Below are 23236 nucleotides of genomic sequence, written 5' to 3' on the forward strand. Positions count from 1 at the left end.
TTGCGCGATCAGAAGTGGTAGTTAATGCCGACCTGTCCGCTATTGATGTTCAGCGTTCCGGTCTGGATGCCCGGCGCGAACTGGTTCGCAAAGAACGTCTGTCCGCCGAAGCTGCGATAGAGATATTCGCCCTTGAGCGACCAGTGCGGCAGGAACATCCACTCGATGCCCGCGCCCGCGGTCCAGCCGGTCAGGGTCTGGTTGTCGCTGATGCCGACGCCCAACGCGGTCGCGCTGAGCTTGGCGTCCGCGATTGCCAGGCCGGCGGTGCCCTAGAGCAGGACCTGATCGACAGCGATACCAAATCAGCCGCGCACGGTCGCCAACGCATCGAGCTTCGCGCCGACAGTGACGCCACCGATGGTGACGCTGTTGTTGACGTCGGCAAACGCGCCGTCGCCTTCGATGCCGGCGACGAACTGACCGAACTGCCAGTTGTAGCCGACCGTGCCTCCGCCGAAGCCGCCCTTCAACGCGAGCGGATCGCTGCTGTTTTCTTTTCCATAGCCGCCCATGGCACCGATGTAGAATCCGGACCAGTTGGTCACGGGGCTGACGATGGCAGGCGCCTTCGTATAGGGCGCGCTCGGCGGCGCAGGCAGGTCGGCAGCGTAGGCGCTGCCTGCGATCGAGGTCAGCAGAAGTCCCAAAGCAAGTTTTTTCATCATTTCCTTAGCGGTAAAAAGCCCGCTGGAGGCCATAATGCATGTTTCCGATCGTTACAATCAGGTTGCAGAACGTATTCGATTAAATCTGACGGGTGTGGTCACCAAAACACAGTTTTCCGATCAGGTGACAAATCCGTGAATGATGGAGTCGGGGCTGTTGGCGCCTTAGACGTCAAAAAAAACCGTCTCGTCGTTGCCCTGAAGGTGGATGTCGAAATGATAGACGGCGTTGCCGCCCGGTACGCGCTTGGCGATCAGCGTGGCGCGACGCTCAGTGGGCACCAATGCGAGGACAGGATCGGCGGCGTTAGAGGCTTCGCCATCCAGATAGATGCGCGTGTAGTTATGCAGGATCATGCCGCGGGCGAAAATCGTAACCAGAATATGCGGTGCCTGTGGCTTGCCGTCGGGATCGGGCACCTGCCCCGGCTTGATGGTGTCGAACGCGTATTCGCCATTGGCGCCGGTGCCGCAGCGGCCGAAGCCGCGGAATTTGGAATTGGGCAGCGCCCGGTTGTCCTTGGGATCGGCGAAACGTCCCTGCGCGTCGGCCTGCCAGATCTCCAGCATGCAGTCGGGCACGGGTTTGCCGTCGCCGTCGAACACCCGTCCTTCGATCCGGATTCGCTCGCCCGTCGCATCTGACGTCACGAGGTTGTTCGTGAACGCGTCGTTCCATTCATACTGGCCGGTCGGCGTCAGCCCGTAGGCGAAGAAGGGACCGACGGTCTGTGAGGGCGTTATGCCTTGCGGCTTGGTCGTGGACACTAGAGCTCCGATTCCGAAGTTCGCAAACTATCGCTGCAACCTCTGACGCGAACTTCGGAATCAAAGGAGCTCTAGCAATCAAAAATTGGTAGTGCGGCTTTTGAATTTGAAGTTCCTAAACGAACTCGCGGCAAAATTGATAGGAACTTCAAATTCGCCGCACTATTTGGTCTCCATCGGCGTGGCATTGCGGCCGCGCAACACGATGTTGAAGCGATAACACAGCGCCCATTCGGGCTGGGTGTTCTCAAGATCGAACGAGGAAATCATCCGGTCGCGCGCTTTCGCGTCGGTCACCGAGTTGAAGATCGGATCGAACGGGAACAATGGATCGCCGGGGAAATACATCTGCGTCACCAGCCGCGACACGAAGGAATGGCCGAACACCGAGAAATGGATGTGGGCCGGCCGCCACGCATTGGGATGGTTGCCCCAGGGATAGGCGCCCGGCTTGACGGTAACGAAGCGGTAATAGCCTTCGCTGTCGGTTTGCGCACGGCCGGTGCCGGTGAAATTCGGATCGAGCGGCGCCGGATGCTGGTCGCGAACATGAATATAGCGTCCGCAGGCATTGGCTTGCCAGAGTTCGACCAGTGTGTTGGGCACGCCACGTCCGTCTTCATCGCGCACATGGCCATGGACGATGATGCGCTCGCCGATCGGCTCGCCCCTGTGCTGGGTGGTGAGATCGGCATCGCCGGGGCGCACGGTCTCATGACCGTACACCGGGCCGGTCAATTCCGAGAGCGTGTGGCGCATGATAATCAGCGGCTTCGAAGGCGAACGCTTCACCGTGCTCTTGTAGTCCGGCGACAGCCGCGCCGGATGGGCTTTATTGCTGTCGATTGGATAGGTGAATGTCATGGTGCATCCTCATCAACACCGTCATTCCGGGATGGTCCGAAGGACCAGACCCGGAATCTCGAGATTCCGGGTTCGCTTCGCGCCCCGGAATGATGAAAGTCTCAGTTCAACTTCTCGATCGCCATGGCGACGCCCTGGCCGACACCGACGCACATCGTCGCCAGCGCGCGTTTTCCGCCGCGCTTCTCCATGCCATGCACGGCAGTCACGACCAGGCGCGCCCCGCTCATGCCTAGCGGATGACCGAGCGCGATGGCCCCGCCATGCGGATTGACGAAATCGGCGTCGTCCTTGACGCCGAGCTGGCGCAGACAAGCGATACCCTGGCTGGCAAAGGCTTCATTGAGCTCGATCAAATCGAAATCGGTGATTTTCAGCCCGAGCCGCTCCATCAGCTTCCTCGTTGCCGGGACCGGTCCGATGCCCATGATGCGCGGTGGCACGCCGGCAGAAGCGAGCCCAAGGATCCGCGCCCGCGGGGTCAGGCCGTGTTTCTTCACGGCTAGCTCCGAAGCCAGAATCATGGCGGCGGCGCCGTCATTGACACCCGAGGCATTGCCGGCGGTCACGGTGCCGGGATTGCGCACGATCGGCTTCAATTTGGCGAGACCTTCCAGCGTGGTCTCGGGGCGCGGATGCTCGTCCTTGTCGACGGTGATGGGACCGGCCTTGCCGCCGGGAACCGAAACCGGCGTGATTTCCTCGGCGAAGTAACCCGCCGCGATTGCTTGTCCGGCGCGTTGCTGCGAGCGGATCGCAAACGCATCCTGGTCGGCGCGCGAGACCTGAAACTCCTCGGCGACGTTTTCGCCGGTCTCGGGCATAGCATCGACGCCATATTGGGCCTTCATCAGCGGATTGATGAAACGCCAGCCGATGGTGGTGTCGAAAATCTCGGCCGAGCGCGAAAACGCTTCCGCGGCTTTGCCCATCACGAACGGCGCCCGCGTCATCGATTCAACGCCGCCGGCAATGGCGAGATCGATCTCGCCGGCCCGAATGGCGCGCGCGCCGGCGCCGACGGCGTCCAGCCCCGAAGCGCACAGGCGGTTGAGGGTCTGGCCGGGAACGTTGTCCGGCAAGCCTGCGAGCAGCAGCGCCATCCGCGCCACGTTGCGGTTGTCCTCGCCGGCCTGGTTGGCGCAGCCGAAATAGACCTCATCGACCTGCGACCAATCGAGTTTCGGGTGCTTCGCCATCAAAGCCTTGACGGGGGTTGCCGCCAGATCGTCGGCGCGAACCTTGGCCAGCAAGCCGCCGAAGCGGCCGATCGGGGTTCGTACCGCATCGCATACAAATACCTCACCCATCGATCTCTCCTTGGGATTTCCTGATTGAGGCGAGTTGTAGGAGCGGCGGTGGAACAGGTCAATTGATCGCTTTTCGCCTTTTACGCGAGGGTGCTATGCCGGGGAACGGCGATAATTCCAGCATGTGGTAGAGAACGTGGAAAACCTCCCGGCGAGGGGCAAAGCGAATAGGATCGACGGCTAAAATTCAGTAGTTTGCGCCGCGGGAGCGCGGTCCTGATTTATCAGAACCGAGCTCCGGATTTCTCATTTTGACGCGTTTTCTACCGCAGATTAAGTCTACGCAATCTGCGTAAACTTGATTGCTATGCGAACCGGTCCCCACTTCACTTGAAAACGCTCTGATGACCATACAACCGACATTTCCCGCATCGCCTGCTCCGGTGGAGGCCCAACCGGCCGCCGAGCCGGTGGCCCGCGTCACGCCGATGATGGAACAATATCTGGAAATCAAAGCGGCCTATCCCGGCCTGCTGCTGTTTTACCGGATGGGCGATTTCTACGAGCTGTTCTTCGAGGACGCCGAAATTGCCTCCCGCGCCCTCGGTATCATGCTGACCAAGCGCGGCAAGCATCAGGGTGCGGACATCCCGATGTGCGGCGTTCCGGTAGAGCGCTCCGACGATTATCTGCATCGCCTGATCGCGCAGGGCCACCGGGTGGCTGTCTGCGAGCAGATGGAGGATCCGGCGGCCGCGCGCGCTCGTGGCAATAGGAGTGTCGTGCGCCGCGACGTCGTGCGGCTGGTGACGCCGGGAACGCTGACTGAAGACACATTGTTGGACGCACGCGCCAACAATTACCTGCTGGCGATCGCGCGGCTACGCGGCGCGGCCGGCGCGGAACGCTTGGGGCTCGCCTGGATCGATATTTCGACGGCGGAATTCATCGTCACGGAATGTGCGGTGAGCGAACTCGCCGCAACGTTGTCGCGTATCAACCCCAACGAGATCATCGTCGCCGATGCTCTATATGGTGACACCGATATCGGGCCGACGTTGCGCGAATGGCCGGCGGTGACGCCGCTGACCCGTGACGTCTTCGACAGTTCCACGGCCGAGCGGCGATTGTGCGATTACTTCGCGGTCGCCACCATGGATGGTCTGTCGGCGATGTCGCGGCTGGAGGCGACGGCTGCGGCAGCCGCCGTCACCTATATCGACCGCACGCAAGTCGGAAAACGTCCGCCGCTGTCGCCGCCCTCTCGCGAAGCCGTCGGCACCACCATGGCGATCGATCCGGCGACTCGCGCCAACCTCGAATTGACGCGCACGCTTGGCGGCGAACGTCGCGGTTCCCTGCTCGATGCGATCGATTGCACCGTCACCTCCGCCGGCTCACGGCTTCTCGCGCAACGAATAGCTGCCCCGCTGACGGATAGCGCCGCGATCGCGTGGCGGCTCGATGCGGTTGCGGCCTTTGTGGCGGATAGCGGCCTTCGCCACGATCTTCGCAGCACGCTGCGCGCGGCGCCCGATCTGTCGCGCGCGCTGGCGCGATTGTCGCTTGGACGCGGGGGCCCGCGCGACCTCGCAGGCTTGCGCGATGCTATTCTCGCCGCCGACCAAGCGTTGGCGCAGTTGGCGCGGATGGAGCAGCCTCCGCAGGAAATTGCAGCAGCGATGGCGGCGTTGCAGCGTCCGTCACGCGAACTGGCGCGGGAGTTCGAACGCGCGCTGGCCGAGCAACTGCCGTTGCTCAAGCGCGACGGCGGTTTCGTGCGCCAGGGTTATGAGCCCGCACTCGATGAATCCCGCAACTTGCGCGACGCCTCGCGGCTAGTCGTTGCCTCGATGCAGGCGCGCTATGCCGACGACGCCGGCGTCAAGGGCTTAAAGATCCGTCACAACAATGTGCTCGGTTACTTTGTCGAGGTGACCGCCCAGCACGGCGACAAATTGATGTCGCCGCCGCTCAACGCGATCTTCATTCATCGCCAGACGCTGGCCGGACAAGTTCGCTTCACCACCTCCGAACTCGGCGAGATCGAAGCCAAGATCGCCAATGCCGGTGATCGCGCGCTTGGACTTGAGTTGGAAATCTTCGACAAGCTTTGCGCACTCGCGGTTGAGGCGAGTGAGGATTTGCGCGCCGCCGCTCATGCTTTCGCGAGCCTCGATGTCGCGACCGCCTTGGCGAAGCGCGCGGTGGACGACAACTATGTGCGCCCGGAAGTCGATGGCTCGCTTTGTTTTGCGATCGAAGGCGGCCGCCATCCGGTAGTCGAGCAGGCCTTGAAGCGCGACGGCCAGTCTTTCATTGCGAATGCCTGCGATCTCTCGCCGGCCCCGCAACAAGTGTCCGGCCAGATCTGGCTGATCACCGGCCCCAACATGGCCGGCAAGTCGACCTTCCTGCGCCAGAACGCCTTGATTGCGTTGCTCGCGCAGGCCGGCAGCTTCGTGCCGGCGTCGCGCGCACGGATCGGTGTCGTCGACCGGTTGTTTTCGCGCGTCGGTGCCGCGGATGATCTGGCGCGCGGCCGCTCCACCTTCATGGTCGAAATGGTGGAGACCGCCGTCATCCTCAATCAGGCCAGTGAGCGCTCGCTGGTGATCCTCGACGAAATCGGAAGAGGCACGGCCACCTTCGACGGCCTGTCGATCGCCTGGGCGGCGATCGAGCATCTGCACGAGGCCAATCGTTGCCGCGCGCTGTTCGCCACGCACTATCACGAACTTACCGCGCTGTCGGCGAAGCTGCCGCGGCTGTTCAATGCCACCGTTCGCGTCAAGGAATGGCAGGGCAATGTCGTGTTCCTGCATGAAGTGTTGCCGGGTTCCGCGGATCGCTCTTACGGCATCCAGGTTGCGAAACTTGCAGGGTTGCCTCCATCGGTGATTGCGCGCGCCAAGTCGGTCCTCGCCAAACTCGAAGCGCAGGATCGCGGCCAAACTGCGCGCGCGCTCGCCGATGATCTGCCGCTGTTCGCGGTGCCGTCGCGCGCCGCCGTCGAGCCGGCGCCATCGAGTGAGGCGGAGAAACTGATGGAAGCCGTCAAGGCGCTGCATCCCGACGAAATGTCGCCGCGCGAGGCGCTGGAGGCGCTCTATGCGCTGAGGGCGAAATTGCCGAAGGACTAGCCGTCACCGTCTTCGTCATCGCGAGGAGCAAAGCGACGAAGCAATCCAGCCTTTATATTATATCTATCTGGATTGCTTCGCTTCGCTGGCAATGAGGGCGGCCTTTCTTCGCCCCAGCCACCACAGGCCGAGATTCCAGACGACAGAGGTGGCAAGCGCGAGGCTCAACGCCGCGGCCGAGCCCAACGGCAGCGCGGCGAGACGGAGCACCGCAATCGCGATGCCAAATCCCACCATGCCCCATCCGCCATTGGCAATCATCGCAGCCGTTGCCGGACCGCCGATGCGCGGATGCAGGATCAGCGTCATGCTGGCCAGCACCACCGGAAACAGCGCGATCGTGCCGCTGACGAGCGGGCCGACCCAGCGCGACATCCCAACGACGATCGTGACCAACGTCGCCACCATGCCGGCGCGCACCGGGATGTCGTACCAGCGGCGCGTGACCAGCGGCATCTTCACATGCTGAAAGCGTTTGAAAAGCGGAATGCAGATGGCAAACGCGATGACATTCGCGATCAAGCCCCCGAGAAGCGTCCACGTCACCAGACGTTCGAGCGCGGCCAATGCAATCCACACGACTATCGCGCCGCCGACGCTGACCGCCGTATTATGGCGCTGAGCGAGCACCACATAAGTCAAGCAGAAGGCCATGGTGACGGCGTTGATCGGAAAACTCGCCAACGCGCCTTCGGATATAAACGCCGCATCGTGGTCGAGCGCCAGAAATACGTAAGAGGGGCCGGCCGAAATCGGCAACGTCGCAATCAGCGCGCCGATCACCGGACCAGCGCGCTCGGTGATGAACGATGCCGTCACCACGAAGGCGGCGGCGACCGCCATGCGTAGCGCGAGCAAAAGGATGAAGTGGAGGTCAAGGGACATAAATTTGTCGTCCCGGCCAAGCGAGCATTTGCGAGCGAGAGCCGGAACCCATAACTAGGCAGAGGTTTGTCGGATGATCGGGGTTTAGAGCCTTCGTAGGAATACAAGCCGGTGGTTATGGGTCCCCGCTTTCGCAGGGACGGCACCGATTGCGGGGTCGATCTTCACACCCGGTTCATCGTCACTGAAACTTTCGGGCCATTCTTGATGGTCTGATAGACCACGCAATAACGCTCGGTCAGTTTAAGCAGGAGGTCGAGTTTCTCCTGCGGCGCTTCGGTGTCGACGTCAAAACGCAGGCGGATTTCGGCGAATCCTACCGGCGCCTCCTTGTCGACGCCGAGCGTGCCGCGAAAATCGAGGTCGCCCTCGGCGCTGACATTTCCGGTCTTCAACGGCACCTCGATCGCGGTCGCCACCGATTTCAGGGTCACGCCGGCGCAGGCGACCAGCGCTTCCAGCAGCATATCGCCCGAACACAATTCAAGCCCGGAGCCGCCGGTCGCCGGATGTAGTCCCGCAACCGCCAGCGCCCGTCCGGTCTCGACCTTGCAGGCGATGCCTTCCTGATCGATCGAGCCCTTGGCTTTCAAGGTGATGAAAGCCGCTTTCGGATCGGTCTTGTATTTTTCCTTGATCGGGGCCTGCGTGGCGCGAAGTTCGGCGGCGTCCATTTTGTTCTCTCCCGGATGTTTCGCGTCGGATGTAATGCCTTGGCTGGCGGTTGTCACCACCACAGGGCCTCACCGCCGCCCGATTTCGCGTCCCTCTCGCGCAAACTTCGGTCGAGCGAGCGATCGAGCGCCGTCAGAACCCGGCGCTTGAAATTGTCAAACAGCGGCGAGTTGCGATCCCGCGGCCGGGCGAGGTTGATTTTGATTTCGTCAAACAGCCGGCCCGGCCGTGGCCGCATCACAAACACCCGGTCGGCGAGCACGACCGCCTCGTCGACATCGTGAGTGACCAGCACGAGCGTGGGACGGGTCTCCGCCCACAAGTCCAGCAGATGATCCTGCAAATCACGCCGGGTGAAAGCGTCCAATGCCGAAAACGGTTCATCGAGCAGCAGCACTTCGGGCTGCGGCACCAGCGCGCGGGCAATCGCGACCCGTTGCGCCTGCCCGCCAGAAAGTTCGCGCGGCCATGCCCCGGCCTTGTCGGCCAGGCCAACCTTCGTGAGCGCATGCGCAATCCGCGCGCGCCTGACTTCGGCAGGCACATCGCCAAGGCCGAAGCCGATATTGTCGGTGACGCTGAGCCACGGCAGTAATCGAGGCTCCTGAAAGATGATGCCGATTTTCGCATGCGGCGCCGTGATGGTGATGCCGTCGAGCGTCACACCGCCCGATGTGGCGGGATCGAGGCCGGAGACCGCGCGCAACAGCGTCGACTTTCCGCAGCCGGAGCCTCCGATGATGGCGACAATTTCACCGAGATTGATGGTTGCCGAAAACCGTTCGAGCGCGTGGACGCCGTTCGGATAGGTCTTGTCGATGGCATCGAGCACCAGCATCAAATCTACTCCCCTGGCTTGCTGAAGGCGTCCTGCCAGCGCAGCAGCGGCACGGAGGCGGTTTCGATCAGCCAGTCGGTCGTCTTGCCGAGAATGGCGAAGATCACGATCGCGGCGAGGATTTGCGCCGGCTTGCCGAGCTGTTGACCGTCGAGCAGGAGATAGCCCAGCCCCTCGGAGGCGCCGATCAGTTCGGCGGCGACGACGAACATCCACCCCAAGCCAAGGCCGACACGCAGCGCCACCACATAGGCCGGCAGCACCGCGGGCAACAGGATGCGGCGGATCATGGCCGGCCCCGAAAGGCGAAAAGCACGGCCGACCTCGACGATCTTGCGGTCGACCGAGAGGATCGCGCCCATCACACCGAGATACACCGGAAAGAACACGCCGATCGCAATCAGTGCAATCTTTGAAGTTTCGAAAATGCCGAGCCACAGGATGAACAACGGTACCCAGGCGAGCGAAGGAATCGCGCGTAGCGCCTGAATCGTGGGATCGAGCAGCCGCCGCGCCAGGGCCCAATAGCCGGAGATGGCGCCGAGAATCGTGCCCGCGAGCACGCCGAAGCCAAAGCCGAAGAGCACGCGGCTCAGCGTGGCTGTGATATGGTGCAGCAGCTCACCGCTTTTTGCCAAATCGGCAAGCTCGGCAAAGACGCGCGACGGCGGCGGCACCAGCCGTCCGCTGGCGAAGCCCAGCCGGACGATGATTTCCCAGGCGAGCGCCAGGCCAATGGGCAGCAGCAGGCCAAGCAAAGGCCGTGCATAGTTGCGCAGGCGGCCGGGCGGGCTCGTTGTCAGATCGGGTTTCGGAGTTGCGACGGTATCCAGCGTCATGGCGGTTACCAAAACCGCGTCTGGCTGACGATTGCAAGGTGGCTGCATCAGGCACACTGCGACCCGCTCCCCTTGTGGGAGCGGGTGGTTTCGAGCGTGAGCGAGAGACCGGGTGAGGGGTTTGGCTCTATCGAGAGCGCTACCCGCCCGGCTCGAATGTCGCTTTGCTCATTCTCTTTCCCTCCCCCACAATGGGAGAGGGCAAGGGAAGCAGTGGCTCAATTCGTCGGCAGCGGAACGCCGTCGTCGATCAATGAATCGAGCGACGCCTTGACGTCGACCTTGGCGTCGATCACGCCCGCTTGCTGTAACGCAAGGCCCGCGGCCAGGATCGAGTCGCGCTGCGGCGCGCCAATCCGGCTATACGAAAGGTCCGTTCGTTCCTTGAGCTGCTTGTCGGCGACCTCGTCCGGAAGCTTGGTGGCGGTCACAAGCGATTTCTTCAGCTCGTCATAGTTGGCGAGTGAATATTTGCGGGCTTCCTCATAGGTCGCGAGCACCCGCTGCACGATTTGCGGATTCTCTTTCAAAAACTGTTCGCGCACGTTGAGAATGCCCCAGGAGTTGGCGTCCGGCTTTCGGAAAAACAATTTCGCGCCGTCCTCGATTTCAGCCTGCGCCATCATCGGATCGAGGCCGGCCCATGCGTCGACATCGCCCCGGATCAGCGCGGTCTTGCCGTCGGCGTGTTGCAACAGCACCGGCGTGATGTCTTTTTCGCTCAAGCCGGCACCGAGCAGAGCGCGGACAAGAAAAATGTGCGGGTCGGTGCCGCGCGTGACCGCGACGCGCTTGCCCTTGAGATCGGCGACGGTTGCGATTTTCGAGTCCTTGGTCGTCACCAGCGCCGTCCATTCCGGGCGCGAATATACATAGATCGATTTGATCGGGTTGCCATTGATCCGGGCCACGAGGGCTGCGGAACCCGCGGTCGAGCCGAAATCGATCGAGCCGGCGTTGAGATATTCCAGCGCCTTGTTGGAACCGGCCGATTGCACCCAGACGATATGGATGCCGTCCTTGGCGAATTCCTTCTCCAGCATTCCCTTTTGCCTGAGAATCAGGGACACCGGATTATAGGTCGCCCAATCCACGCGAATCTCGCTCACAGCCTCGGTGGCCCGGGCACCGGCGGGGGCCATCGCCAGGATGGCGATGGCAGCGGCTAGTACCGCCGATCTGAAGTCCCTGCACCGCAAGCGGCGAGTTCGATCGGGGACTTCAGACCGATAATGCGGTACTAGATTCAATATGTTTGCGAGTGCCCATGACTTTCCGAAGTTCGTGACGGTGGCCGCTGCGATGGAGCACGAACTTCGGAAAGTGGGCACTCGGCCGCGCCGTGAAATTCTGGACATCGTCGCAATTCTCCGTGGCATGATTAGATCAAAGCAGATCGCCGGCCCGCTTCAAAGCAAGCCCGTCGAAACCGAGCGGCCGGATCTCGCCCGATCACTCGCGAAACCCCATTCTCTTTCAACGAGTTAGGGTAACGGTCAAGGACAAGAAAAAATGCATCTTCGGCGCGACATCTGGAGAACGGCGTTATTCCAAATCGCGGCAATTGAGGATGAATGGACTGCAATCGTTGGGATGGGCGGTGACAGGCCGCGCCGCGTCCAGTATCGGAATGGGTGATGGATAACATCGTCAAACAGGCCCGCCCCGAGGCCGACGAGCGTTTCGATACCGCGCGGATCGCCACGGCGGTCACGGCGCTTGCGACTGAGCATGCCGGACGCGAGGATGTTTTCCGCGCTGCGGTAGCAAAGCTGCTGAAGGCCGAAATGCTCGAAGCGCGCGCGACCGCGCAGGCTGTGCTCCTGAAGGACCGGCACGGCCGGCGTTGCGCGGAACGGCTGTGCTTCGTCCAGGACGAGATCATCCGCATTCTGTTCGATGCTGCGACGCGTCATCTCTACCATTCGCCAATTCCATCCGGCGCCGAGCGGATGGCGGTTGTTGCGACCGGCGGCTATGGCCGCGGGTTGATGGCGCCGGAATCCGACATCGATCTTCTCTTTATCCTGCCCTACAAGCAGACTGCCTGGGGCGAGCAGGTCGCCGAAGCTATTCTCTACTGTCTGTGGGACATGGGCTTGAAGGTCGGCCATGCGACGCGCTCGGTCGATGAATCGATCCGTCAGGCGCGTGGCGACATGACGATCCGCACCGCGATTCTCGAAACGCGTTTTTTGGCCGGGGACCAACCGCTCTATGACGAGTTGGTATCGCGGTTCGACAGAGAGGTGGTGCAGGGCAACGCCACTGAATTCGTGACCGCCAAGCTCGCCGAGCGCGAAGAACGTCATCGCCGCGCCGGACAATCGCGCTATCTGGTCGAACCCAACGTCAAGGACGGCAAAGGCGGGCTTCGCGACCTGCACACGCTGTTCTGGATCGCGAAATATGTCTACCGCGTCCGCCTGACTGGCGAATTGCTCGATCGCGGCGTGTTCGACGCGCAGGAATATCGCACCTTCCGCCGCTGCGCCGATTTTCTGTGGTCGGTCCGCTGCAACCTGCATTTCGTTGCCGGCCGCGTGGAAGAGCGCCTGTCATTCGACATGCAGCGCGAGATCGCGGTGCGGCTCGGCTACACCTCGCATCCCGGCATGCAGGATGTCGAGCGCTTCATGAAGCATTACTTCCTGATCGCAAAGGAAGTCGGCGATCTCACCGCGATCCTGTGCGCCAAGCTGGAAAACGAACAGGCCAAGCCCGTGCCCGTGTTGAGCCGCATGATGGCGCGGTTCCGGCCGAGCACGGTCAGGCGGCGGGTGCCCGAAAGCGACGACTTCATCGTCGACAACAACCGTATCAATCTCGCCGCGCCCGATGTCTTCAAGCACGACCCCGTCAACCTGATCCGGATTTTCCGGCTGGCGCAGAAGAACAATCTCGCCTTCCATCCCGACGCGATGCGGACGGTGACGCGCTCGCTGAAGCTGATCAATACCGAGTTGCGCAACGATCCCGAGGCCAACCGGCTGTTCATGGAGATACTGACCTCGAACGACGCCGAAATCGTGCTGCGGCGCATGAACGAGACCGGCGTGCTCGGTCACTTCATCCGCGCCTTCGGCAGGATCGTGTCGATGATGCAGTTCAACATGTACCACCATTATACGGTGGATGAGCATCTGCTTCGCTGTATTGGCTTTTTGCAGGAGATCGAGCGCGGCGGCAGCGATGAATTCATTGTCGCCAGCGACTTGATGCGTAAAATTCGTCCCGAGCATCGCGCCGTGCTCTATATCGCAACCCTGCTGCACGACATCGCGAAGGGGCGCCCCGAGGACCATTCGATCGCCGGCGCCAAGGTTGCTCGCCGCCTGTGTCCGCGGCTCGGCTTCAGCGCGGCCGATACCGAACTGGTGGCGTGGCTGATCGAAGAGCATTTAACAATGTCCACGGTCGCCCAATCGCGCGATCTGTCGGACCGCAAGACCATCGAGAATTTCGCCGCCGTGGTTCAATCGGTGGAGCAGATGAAGCTTCTGACGATCCTGACCACCGCAGATATCCGCGGCGTCGGTCCCGGCGTGTGGAACGGCTGGAAGGCGCAGCTTCTGCGCACGCTTTATTACGAGACCGAGCCGGTGTTGACCGGCGGCTTCTCGGAAGTCGATCGCGCCCGGCGCCTGGCGATGGCACAAGGCGAGTTTCGCGCGGCTTTCACCGAATGGCCGGAGCAGGAACTCAACGCCTATGTCGCGCGGCACTATCCGGCGTATTGGCTCAAGGTCGAATTGCAGCGCAAGATTCGCCACGCGCGGTTTCTGCGCGCCAGCGAACAGGCCGGCCACAAGCTTGCGGTCAATGTCGGCTTCGACGAGGGACGCGGCGTCACCGAACTGACCATCCTGGCGATGGACCATCCATGGCTGTTGTCGATCATCGCGGGGGCCTGCGCGTCGGCGGGCGCCAACATCGTCGATGCACAAATCTATACGACGACCGACGGGCGCGCGCTCGATACCATCGCGATCACGCGGGAATATGACCGCGACGAAGACGAGGGCAGGCGCGCCACACGGATCGGCGACATGATCGAGGATGTACTCGAAGGCAAGCTTCGTCTGCCGGAGGTGGTGGCGCGGCGCGCGGCCAGTCGCGGCAAGGCGCGTCCCTTTGTCGTTGAACCCGAGGTGACGGTCAACAATCAGTGGTCGGACCGCTTTACGGTGATCGAGGTATCCGGTCTCGACCGGCCGGGCCTGCTGTACGAACTGACGACAGCGATCTCGAAGCTCAACCTCAATATCGCCTCCGCCCATGTCGCGACCTTCGGCGAGCGCGCCCGCGACGTGTTCTACGTCACGGATCTCCTGGGCGCGCAAATCTCGGCGCCGACACGGCAGGCGGCGATCCGCAGTGCGCTGTTGCATCTGCTCGCCAGCGAAAAGGCGGCGGCTTAACGCCGCCTCACGCCTTCATTCGTCTTCCGGAATTTCACCAAACGTCTTGCCTGCGGCAAGCGGCTTCAATCGGATCAGTCGCGAGTCCGCAACCGCCGCCTGACGGTGTTTGACCGCCTCGCGGTACACAGGATCGCGGATCATTTCGACAAAAGCTGCCACATCAGGATATTCCGCAATGAAACAGTGATCCCAGTGTTCGTCGGAGGGGCCGATCAGCATGAGTTCGAAACGGCCTTGCCACGCGACCTTGCCGCCGAGGCGCGTGAACACCGGACCGCTCTCGCGGCCATAGGCCGCGTAAGCTTCAGCGCCGGTGGCCGATCGGCCGTCCGGGTAGGCCGCGCGCTCGCGCAACTTGACGAGATTCAGCATGTGAATGGGGCCGGGACGGTCGCTCTCGCGAAAGCTGGCGAATGTTTCCTTGGTCGGATCGATATAACCTGTCACTTCATTTGCCTCTCTCATTGCCTCATCGTCAGCAATCGCGTTTGATCGATCGAAATTGGGGAGGGACCACATGAACGCGATTGCCAGTATCTTAGTGGCGCTCGTCGCCGGCTTGCATGTTTATTTTCTCGCGCTTGAGATGTTCTTTTGGACCAGGCCGCTCGGCCTGAAGACCTTTCGAAACACGCCGGAAAAAGCCGCGGATTCCGCGGTGCTCGCCGCCAATCAGGGGCTCTATAACGGTTTCCTCGCCGCGGGGCTGGTCTGGGGGCTGTTGCAGCCGAATGCGGCCTTCGCCTTCCAGATCAAGGCGTTTTTCTTAGGCTGTGTAGTCGTGGCCGGCGCTTATGGCGCTGCAACCGTCAGCCGGAAAATCCTGTTCGTCCAGGCGGCGCCGGCCGTATTGGCTTTGGTTATACTTTGGTTGGCGTAAGCCAATCCCGTCTTCAAGGCCGAGCTGTCTTGCATTGCCATAGTCGTTCATTCAGTATCGGCATCAAACGATGATTTCCGTCACGCGGAAGATTCATCGCAATCATCAGAAAACATCAGGTGAGGCAACGACATGAGGAACGGCCTTTTTCATTTCGTCACCGGCTCGGTGCTGGCGCTGGCACTCGCGACGTCTCAGGCTTACGCGCAAAAGAAATACGACCCCGGCGCGACCGATACCGAAGTCAAGATCGGCCAGACCTTGCCGTTCTCCGGGCCGGCCTCGGCCTATGCCAGCATCGGCAAGACGCAAGCCGCCTACTTCAACATGATCAACGAGCAGGGCGGGGTGAACGGCCGCAAGATCAACCTCATTCAATATGACGACGCCTATAGCCCGCCGAAAGCCGTCGAACAGATACGCAAGCTGGTCGAGAGCGACGAAGTACTTTTGACGTTTCAGATGATTGGCACGCCCTCGAACGCGGCGGTGCAAAAATATCTGAACACCAAGAAGGTGCCGCAACTGTTCGCCGCGACCGGCGCTTCCAGATTCACCGATCCGAAGAACTTCCCGTGGACGCTGGCCTTCAATCCCAACTATTTCGTCGAGGGCCGCATCTACGGTCAATACATTCTGAAACAGTATCCGAACGCCAAGGTTGGCGTGCTCTACCAGAACGACGATCTCGGACGGGACTATCTGAACGGCATCAAGTCAGGCCTTGGCGACAAGGCTGCGACCATGGTCGTGGCGGAAGCGTCGTATGAAGTCTCCGACCCGACGGTGGACTCCCAGATACTGAAACTGAAATCCGCCGGCGCCGACGTGCTGTTCAGCGCCTCGACCCCGAAATTTGCAGCCCAAGCGATCAAGAAGAACGCCGAACTCGGCTGGAAACCGGTGCACATCGTCGACATCAACGCCACTTCGGTCGGCGCGGTCATGCAACCCGCCGGCCTCGAGGCCTCCAAGGGCGTGATCAGCGTCAACTATGGCAAGGACCCGCTCGATCCGACCTGGAAGGACGATCCGGGCATGAAGAAGTATTTCGACTTCATGGCGAAGTACTATCCGGAAGGCGACAAGAATTCGAACTTCAATTCCTATGGCTATGGCACCGCGCAGTTGATGGTTCATGTCTTGAAGCAATGCGGCGATGATCTCACCCGCGAGAACATCATCAAGCAGGCGACGAACCTGAAGGATGTCCAGCTCGACCTTGCGCTACCCGGCATCGTCAACAACACCACGCCGAACGACTATCGCGTCAACAAGCAGTTGCAGATGATGCGGTTCAACGGCGAGCGCTGGGAGATGTTTGGTCCGATCCTCGAGGACACAGGCCCGGCAGGGTAGGGCGTGTACTCACCAAATCGCTAGGTTCGTTTCATCTTCGAAAGCCCACGTCGGATCGGAGGTAGACCGCGTCTGCTATTGCCGGACGTAAGCGGGTTTTACTCGATCACCTCGTCGGCGCGGGCAAGCAGCGCCGGCGGTACATCGAGACCAATTTTCTTCGTGGCACAGTTCGTATTCCACCGGCCTACGCCGCAAAACTGCCGGCTACTCAATCTTTGAGGATGCGATCGACATTGGTAGCTGCTAGCCGGCGCTGATTGCGCCGATTCCTAGACACCCCGCCGCATGGAAGCTTTACGGACACCCCGGCGATTGCACCAGTGTGCGATTCCTTAGCCACTGCCGTGTGCCTCAGAGGCGATATTCAGAGTTGGCTCGGCGGCGCATCCCGCATGCCCCGAGGCGGGATGTCTACGTATTTATACTTAGCATCTGACGCCTAACTCGCCAGAAATACGGTGTGACGAATGTATTCAAGGTCATTTTATTTGGAATGTGCGTATTCATACGGACGGTAATCATGTCTTTTGGTTAATGACTCATTGCCACGGTGCCCCATGTCGATTTTCAAAAAGGAATGGGCCTTTGGCACGCAGCACAGTTCTCTGTCGTTTGGCCGTTGTCGCGAGTTGGTGCTTTAGTTTTCCGGCTCTTGCGGCCGATCTGTCGGTGCCGGCCGCGCTGCCAGCGCTGGTCGATCCCTCGGTGCCGGTTGCACTTCGGCCGCTTTCGCAGGTCTTGACCGACAGCAGCCCTTCTCCATTCCAGCTCAGGCTGCAATACACGGGCGAAGCCTGGCAAAATAGCGGCGGCCTGCAGAACGGCAACGACTACATGGCTAACTATTATGCTTCTCTAAGTGTCAATACCGACAAAGCGTTCGGCTGGACCGGAGGCCGGTTTGTCGTGTCGGGTTTCTATAATAGCGGCCCCTCGTTGAACGAGCACTTTGTCGGCGCATTCCAGGACCCGAGCGCCATCGATGTCGACAGAGGCAATCTGCTCCGTCTCTATCAAGTCTACTACGACCAGAAGATAGGGAACACCGACATCAGGTTCGGGGTGATGGACCTGGAAACAGAGTTTGGCGTCACCCGGCCGATGGATATGTTCTTCAACGGCGCCTTTGCCTGGACATCGACGCTCGATGTCTCGGGTGCGCAGGGGTTGAATGGCCCGTCGACCTATCCGAACACAGCGCTCGGGGTGCGCATCAGACAGATAATAAACGATCAGTGGAGCGTTCAGGGCGCCGTGGTCAACGGAATGGCGGACGAGGCGGCTTTGCCGCAAAGCAATTCCTCCACCTTCAGCAACAAGACTGGCGCTTTGGCGATTGCAGAAGTCGATTATACGCCAATCGCTCGCACCAAGATCATGGCAGGTTACTGGATGTACACTGGTCTGATGGACACTCAGAACGAATACACCGACAGCGGCGAGTTACGACAGGCCCGCGGGAGCGCCGGCGCCTACATCGGCGGAGCAACCCGTCTTTACACGATCAAGGACGCGCGCGGATTGGACGTATTCGTCAACTTCGGTATCGCCGATCCGAAGGTGAACGCGGTCGACCGCTCGGTGAATGCCGGGCTCACATTTACGGGTCTGTTCGACACCCGTCCCGGGGACAGATTCGGATTCGGAGTCGGCGTCGCTCGCGCGGGCGAACCATTCCAGCAGGCACAACTTGCTGAGGGCAACGCAGTTTACGCTTATGAGACCATCTTTGAATTGACCTATCGCGCGGTGCTAAGCGATTGGCTGACGGTGCAGCCGAACATTCAGTACACTTTGCATCCGGGATTTAACGGGGCCGTGAAAAATGACTTTCTGGTCGGTCTTCATTTCGAAATAGGCCGCTTGTTCAACCTTTAAGAATGCGCCTAGCGGCAAGATCAGGGAAGACGCCATGCGAAAGATCGTTTCACTGCTATTTCTGCTCCTCGTTCTCTTCGGCGTCGCGGCTGCGGACGCGCGCGGGGGACGAGGCGACGCGGATTGCCCGCCGAAGTCGACCGACCCCGACTGCAAATAGACAACCGCTCGCGGCTGACGCGGAGGGATCAGTCTCCGCGGTGCCTGTCGCCAGGCGCGCGGCAAACACGGAATGAAAGTATTCAGTTATGCAGAAGCTTCTCCAGTTTAAGATTCTGCCGAAGATATTGATGCTCTTGAGTCTGCTTGCTTTGGTGTCGCTGGGAGCGACCGTGTTCGCCACCGGAAAAATGCGATATATCGATGATACATACGGTGATCTGATTGACGGTCCAGGCCGAGCCAATCTGGCGATCGCGCGCGCGAACCGGAATCTTGTGTACCTGAACCGCTCTATCTATCGGTTGATCACCGAGGTCACCGAGGAGCGGAGTCAGAGCGCGACAAAGGAAATCAATGATTCGCGGGAGTATTTCAATAAGCAGATAAAAACGGCGGTTGGAGCCATGCCGTCGAAAGAGGCCGAGATCGGGCAAATTGGAGCAAAAGTAAATCTCGCATTGACCGGAGTTTGCGCCGAAACGATAGATTTGGCGAACTCCATCAAAGGGGGAGACAAAAGCCGCGCGGCGACGCAAATGCACGAGAAATGTGATCCCGTCCTAAACGAATCCATGGAGGAGATCGCAATACTTACCAATCAAATTCTAAGGGTAAACGACAAAGCGTCGGAAGATGCGCAAGCGGTCACCAATGCCACCATCAGAAACTCCTATATTCTGATCCTCGGAGGTCTGACCATCGTCATGCTGTTGGTTGCTACGCTCGTTGTGCGCTGGATAACCAGGCCGATCCGCGAACTCGTCGCCGACGCGACACGGCTGGCTGGTGGCGATACCTCTGTCGAATTCGTGGCGGCCCAGCGTGGTGACGAGATCGGCGAAATGGCGGCCGCCATCAAAATCTTCCGGGAAACGGCGATTGAGAAAAAGCACCTCGAAGGATTGCATCTCTTGGCTCAGGAGGAGGCGCAGCGCGAGCGCGTGCAAGCTTTGCAGAAGATGGCTGAGACGGTCGAACGCGAAACGACGGCTGCTGTTAGCCAGATTGCAGCCGGCACGGACCGCATGGCCAAAAATGCGGTTCAAATGAACGATGGCGCTGTGCTGCTTGGGACCAACAGCACCAGTGTAGCGGCCGCCGCAGAAGAAGCGCTGTTGAATGCGGAAATCGTGGCTACATCATCCAATGAGCTGAGCAAATCGATCACCGAAATCGCGTCTCAGGTGAACGCATCACGGGTCCTGACGGTGAAAGCGGTTGCTGCTTCCAGCAAAGCGCAGTCGACGATCGGAAAATTGTCGAACGCAGCCAGCAGAGTTGGCGCGGTTACAAATTTAATCAGCGAAATAGCCAGTCAGACGAATCTCCTGGCGCTCAACGCAACAATCGAAGCCGCACGTGCAGGACTGGCCGGCCGCGGGTTTGCGGTGGTTGCCGCCGAAGTAAAGTCTTTGGCGGAACAAACGGCTAGGGCAACGACCGAAATCGCCCAACAGATCTCTGAAATCCAACACGCAACAGAAGAGTCAGTTGCATCCATCAGCGCTATTGGCGAAGTAATCCGGAATGTGGAATCTGTATCGTCGATGATTTCGGCAGCGGTCGAGGAACAAAGCGCTGTGACGAGTGAAATCGCTCGGACCGTCGAACAGACGTCACAGGCGGCGCGCGAAGTTGCGGCGCAAATTGTGGTCGTATCAACCGAGGCTGTGGAGACCAGCCGTCGCGCCTCTGAAATTCGCGATGGGTCTTCCGACATTGCGAACAAGGTCGATAATCTTCGCTCAATTCTGGTCCGTGTCATTCGTACTTCGACGGCAGACGTCAATCGCCGTATGCTCGAGCGCAAGGAGATAAATCAACCTGGAACGCTTGAGGCGCGCGGCATTTCGCATCGGATCGTTATCCACGACCTTTCCGAAGGCGGGGCGCGACTACGTGATCTGAAGGCCGACATTGGCGTAAACGACGCTGTCAGCCTTGTGATTGACGGCCTAACGACAAAGCTCGGAGGCTTTGTAACGGGCAAGGATGCGGCCGGGGTTTCGTTGCGCTTTGACTTGACCGAAATCGCCGGACAGGCGGTTAGAGAATTCATAGCGGGTCGCAAAGCGGCCTAGCTTGGCTCGCCAGCGCTCTAATGCCCACGATGCTCATGACCCTTGTCAGATTATAAACCAGGAGTGAGAGAGCCATCTCGGCGGCCACTTTTGGAAGCGTTTCGGTCAGTAAGTCTGTCGATGCCGCCGCAAGCCCGTCTTGACGCGGCGGCTCTTGCACGGCGGCATTTGCGAATTCTCCACCCGCTTAGGGTTAAGCGGGTCTGAATTCCTTGCAAGTCAAACGGTTACGAGAAGCGCCGCGGCTTGCAATTAACCATCGTTTAAGACGGCTTTAAATCCGTCCCGCTACCGTGGCCGCATCTATTGGTGCGGGCGTTTGGCGTATGGCGTGGGGACGAAAAAAGGGCGGTGGGCGCAAGGAGCCAGTATTCGGCCTTGCTGCGGCGCTTTCCGATCTGCGGCTGTCGCCCGATGACCGTGTTCCCGGCGGCGGCGCGCCGAAAAAATCGCCCCGGCCGAAGAACGACGATGTCGACGACGAGCCGCCGCCGGAGCGCAAGCCGCGCGCGAGCCGCAGCGGCGCCAAGCGGCGGTCGAAGTCGAGCAAGGGTCTTCCCATAGGACGGCTGCTCTATTGGGGGGCGGTGCTCGGCCTCTGGGGTGCCATTGCCGCGGTCGGTCTCGTCATCTGGGTCGGCGCGCATCTGCCCGCGATCCAGTCGCTTGAAATCCCGAAACGGCCGCCGACCATCCAGATCACCGGCGCCGACGGCAGCGTGCTCGCCATTCGCGGCGAAATGGCCGGCAGCAATGTCGCGCTGAAGGATTTGCCCCCGTATCTGCCGAAAGCGTTCATCGCCATTGAGGACCGCCGTTTCTATTCGCATTTCGGCATCGACCCCTGGGGCATTCTGCGAGCGGCGGTTGCCAACATCCTGCATCGCGGCGTGTCGCAAGGCGGCTCGACGCTCACCCAGCAACTGGCGAAAAACCTGTTCCTGACCCAGGAACGAACCTTCCAGCGCAAATTGCAGGAAGCCGAACTGGCGCTCTGGCTGGAGCGCAAGCACTCCAAGGCCGAGATTCTCGAGCTCTATCTCAACCGCGTCTATTTCGGTTCTGGCGCCTATGGCGTGGAGGCAGCAAGCCAGCGTTACTTCGGCAAGTCGGCCAAGAACGTCACCATTGCGGAAGCCGCGATGCTGGCTGGTCTCGTCAAATCGCCGTCGAGACTTGCGCCCAATCGCAATCCGGAAGGTGCGGAAGCGCGGGCGCAAACCGTGCTGACCGCGATGGCGGAAGCCAAATTCATTACCGAAGCGCAGGCGCAGGCCTCGATCGGTCATCCGTCCTACAATGTGAAGCCGGTCGGCGCCGGGACGATCAACTATGTGGCGGACTGGATCGGCGAAGTGCTCGACGATCTCGTCGGCCAGATCGACCAGAGCGTGGTGGTGGAAACTTCGATCGATCCGAAACTGCAGGCGGTCGCGGAGGCCGCGATCATCGACGAGCTTGCGGCGAAAAGTGTGAAGTTCGACGTCAGCCAGGGCGCGATGGTGGCGATGTCGCCGGATGGCGCGGTGCGCGCCATGGTCGGCGGCCGCAACTATTCCGAAAGCCAGTATAATCGCGCGGTGATGGCGAAGCGCCAGCCGGGTTCGGCCTTCAAGCCCTTCGTTTATCTCACCGCGATTGAAGCGGGCTTGACGCCGGAGACGGTCCGCCAGGACGCGCCGCTCGATATCAAGGGCTGGAAGCCCGAGAATTACGGTCATCAATATTTCGGCCCCGTGACGCTGACGCAGGCGCTGGCGATGTCGCTCAATACGGTCGCGGTGCGACTCGTGCTCGAGGTCGGCCCCAAGAATGTGGTGCGCACCGCGCATCGGCTCGGCATTTCATCGAAGCTCGACGCCAATGCCTCGATCGCGCTCGGCACCTCCGAAGTCTCGGTGGTGGAACTGGTCGGTGCCTATGCGCCGTTTGCCAATGGCGGCCTCGGTGTTTCGCCGCATGTCGTGACCAAAATCCGCACCGTCGACGGCAAGGTTCTCTATACCCGCTCCGCCGATCAACTCGGCCAGGTGATCGATCCGCATTACGTCGCGATGATGAACACGATGATGCAGGAGACGCTGCTCTCCGGCACCGCGCATAAAGCGGAACTGCCGGGCTGGATGGCGGCCGGCAAGACCGGGACCAGCCAGGATTTTCGCGATGCCTGGTTCATCGGCTACACGGCTAACCTGGTGACCGGCGTCTGGCTCGGCAACGACGACAGTTCGCCGACCAAAAAAGCAACCGGCGGCGGCTTGCCGGTGGAAATCTGGACCCGCTTCATGAAAGCCGCCCATCAAGGCGTGCCGCCTGCACCACTGCCGGCCTCGACGCCGGGCGGACTGCTCACCACGATCGCGCAAGCGGTGTCTTCGGGCGCGGCGTCGCCGGGCGCACCCGTCAGTCCGCCGCCGGCCGTTGCTGCCAAGCCCGCGTCGACCCGGGCCTCTGTTCGCCCGGAGGCCGCGGGCGGCCTCGACGGCTGGCTGGTGGATCGGTTGTTTGGACGGTAGAGC

19 protein-coding genes are annotated in these 23236 nt (G+C 60.8%); 8 read left to right on the forward strand and 11 right to left on the reverse strand.

Going from position 1 to position 23236, the window contains the following annotated elements:
• Positions 1 to 8: 8 nt before the first annotated feature.
• The 5 genes from ABSE61_RS04855 to pcaF all read right to left on the reverse strand — a co-directional run bounded on the left by ABSE61_RS04855 (position 9) and on the right by pcaF (position 3610).
• Positions 9 to 260, reverse strand: a complete 252-nt coding sequence (locus ABSE61_RS04855; RefSeq protein ID WP_423869985.1) for an outer membrane protein — start codon at positions 258 to 260, stop codon at positions 9 to 11.
• Between the two features lie 45 nt (positions 261 to 305).
• Entirely contained in the window at positions 306 to 668 is a 363-nt protein-coding gene (locus ABSE61_RS04860) for an outer membrane protein (protein ID WP_423869923.1), read from the reverse strand.
• A 165-nt stretch (positions 669 to 833) separates the two neighbouring features.
• Positions 834 to 1436, reverse strand: a complete 603-nt coding sequence (gene pcaG / locus ABSE61_RS04865; protein ID WP_423869924.1) for a protocatechuate 3,4-dioxygenase subunit alpha — start codon at positions 1434 to 1436, stop codon at positions 834 to 836.
• A 162-nt stretch (positions 1437 to 1598) separates the two neighbouring features.
• Positions 1599 to 2300, reverse strand: coding sequence for a protocatechuate 3,4-dioxygenase subunit beta (gene pcaH, locus ABSE61_RS04870; protein ID WP_423869925.1), 702 nt, complete (start codon positions 2298 to 2300; stop codon positions 1599 to 1601).
• A 101-nt stretch (positions 2301 to 2401) separates the two neighbouring features.
• Complete coding sequence (gene pcaF / locus ABSE61_RS04875; protein WP_423869926.1) at positions 2402 to 3610, reverse strand: 3-oxoadipyl-CoA thiolase; 1209 nt, start codon at positions 3608 to 3610, stop codon at positions 2402 to 2404.
• A gap of 344 nt (positions 3611 to 3954) precedes the next feature.
• Between pcaF and mutS the strand changes: the two genes are divergently transcribed.
• Positions 3955 to 6693, forward strand: a complete 2739-nt coding sequence (mutS, locus tag ABSE61_RS04880; protein WP_423869927.1) for a DNA mismatch repair protein MutS — start codon at positions 3955 to 3957, stop codon at positions 6691 to 6693.
• A gap of 63 nt (positions 6694 to 6756) precedes the next feature.
• Here the strand turns inward: mutS and ABSE61_RS04885 are convergent, their stop codons facing one another.
• The 5 genes from ABSE61_RS04885 to ABSE61_RS04905 form a co-directional block, all read right to left on the reverse strand.
• A complete protein-coding gene (locus ABSE61_RS04885) occupies positions 6757 to 7578 on the reverse strand; it encodes a hypothetical protein (RefSeq protein ID WP_423869928.1) in 822 nt (273 codons plus the stop codon).
• A gap of 164 nt (positions 7579 to 7742) precedes the next feature.
• On the reverse strand, positions 7743 to 8252 hold the full coding sequence (locus ABSE61_RS04890) for an OsmC family protein (RefSeq protein WP_423869929.1): 510 nt from the start codon (positions 8250 to 8252) through the stop codon (positions 7743 to 7745).
• 53 nt (positions 8253 to 8305) lie between these two features.
• On the reverse strand, positions 8306 to 9091 hold the full coding sequence (locus ABSE61_RS04895) for an ABC transporter ATP-binding protein (protein ID WP_423869930.1): 786 nt from the start codon (positions 9089 to 9091) through the stop codon (positions 8306 to 8308).
• 5 nt (positions 9092 to 9096) lie between these two features.
• Entirely contained in the window at positions 9097 to 9930 is an 834-nt protein-coding gene (locus tag ABSE61_RS04900; RefSeq protein WP_423869931.1) for an ABC transporter permease, read from the reverse strand.
• A gap of 218 nt (positions 9931 to 10148) precedes the next feature.
• Positions 10149 to 11072 (reverse strand): aliphatic sulfonate ABC transporter substrate-binding protein, encoded by a 924-nt coding sequence (locus ABSE61_RS04905; protein WP_423869932.1) that lies wholly within the window; start codon positions 11070 to 11072, stop codon positions 10149 to 10151.
• 495 nt (positions 11073 to 11567) lie between these two features.
• Here ABSE61_RS04905 and ABSE61_RS04910 point away from each other — a divergent pair, with 495 nt between their 5' ends.
• Positions 11568 to 14351, forward strand: a complete 2784-nt coding sequence (locus tag ABSE61_RS04910) for a [protein-PII] uridylyltransferase (RefSeq protein WP_423869933.1) — start codon at positions 11568 to 11570, stop codon at positions 14349 to 14351.
• Between the two features lie 15 nt (positions 14352 to 14366).
• Here ABSE61_RS04910 and ABSE61_RS04915 read toward each other — a convergent pair whose 3' ends face one another.
• The gene (locus tag ABSE61_RS04915; protein ID WP_423869934.1) at positions 14367 to 14801 is read right to left on the reverse strand and encodes a DUF1330 domain-containing protein; all 435 of its coding nucleotides are present in this window, start codon (positions 14799 to 14801) and stop codon (positions 14367 to 14369) included.
• Positions 14802 to 14871: 70 nt separating this feature from the next.
• Here ABSE61_RS04915 and ABSE61_RS04920 point away from each other — a divergent pair, with 70 nt between their 5' ends.
• From ABSE61_RS04920 to ABSE61_RS04945, 6 genes are all read left to right on the forward strand, one after another.
• The gene (locus ABSE61_RS04920) at positions 14872 to 15234 is read left to right on the forward strand and encodes a DUF1304 domain-containing protein (protein WP_423869935.1); all 363 of its coding nucleotides are present in this window, start codon (positions 14872 to 14874) and stop codon (positions 15232 to 15234) included.
• A gap of 132 nt (positions 15235 to 15366) precedes the next feature.
• Entirely contained in the window at positions 15367 to 16593 is a 1227-nt protein-coding gene (locus ABSE61_RS04925; RefSeq protein ID WP_423869936.1) for an ABC transporter substrate-binding protein, read from the forward strand.
• 588 nt (positions 16594 to 17181) lie between these two features.
• The gene (locus ABSE61_RS04930) at positions 17182 to 18474 is read left to right on the forward strand and encodes a carbohydrate porin (RefSeq protein ID WP_423869937.1); all 1293 of its coding nucleotides are present in this window, start codon (positions 17182 to 17184) and stop codon (positions 18472 to 18474) included.
• Positions 18475 to 18508: 34 nt separating this feature from the next.
• The gene (locus tag ABSE61_RS04935) at positions 18509 to 18634 is read left to right on the forward strand and encodes a hypothetical protein (protein ID WP_423869938.1); all 126 of its coding nucleotides are present in this window, start codon (positions 18509 to 18511) and stop codon (positions 18632 to 18634) included.
• An 88-nt stretch (positions 18635 to 18722) separates the two neighbouring features.
• Entirely contained in the window at positions 18723 to 20717 is a 1995-nt protein-coding gene (locus ABSE61_RS04940; RefSeq protein ID WP_423869939.1) for a methyl-accepting chemotaxis protein, read from the forward strand.
• Positions 20718 to 21043: 326 nt separating this feature from the next.
• Positions 21044 to 23233, forward strand: coding sequence for a transglycosylase domain-containing protein (locus tag ABSE61_RS04945; protein ID WP_423869940.1), 2190 nt, complete (start codon positions 21044 to 21046; stop codon positions 23231 to 23233).
• The last annotated feature ends 3 nt before the right edge of the window (positions 23234 to 23236 follow it).

The organism is Bradyrhizobium sp. (assembly GCF_049519115.1).
Taxonomy (GTDB): domain Bacteria; phylum Pseudomonadota; class Alphaproteobacteria; order Rhizobiales; family Xanthobacteraceae; genus Bradyrhizobium.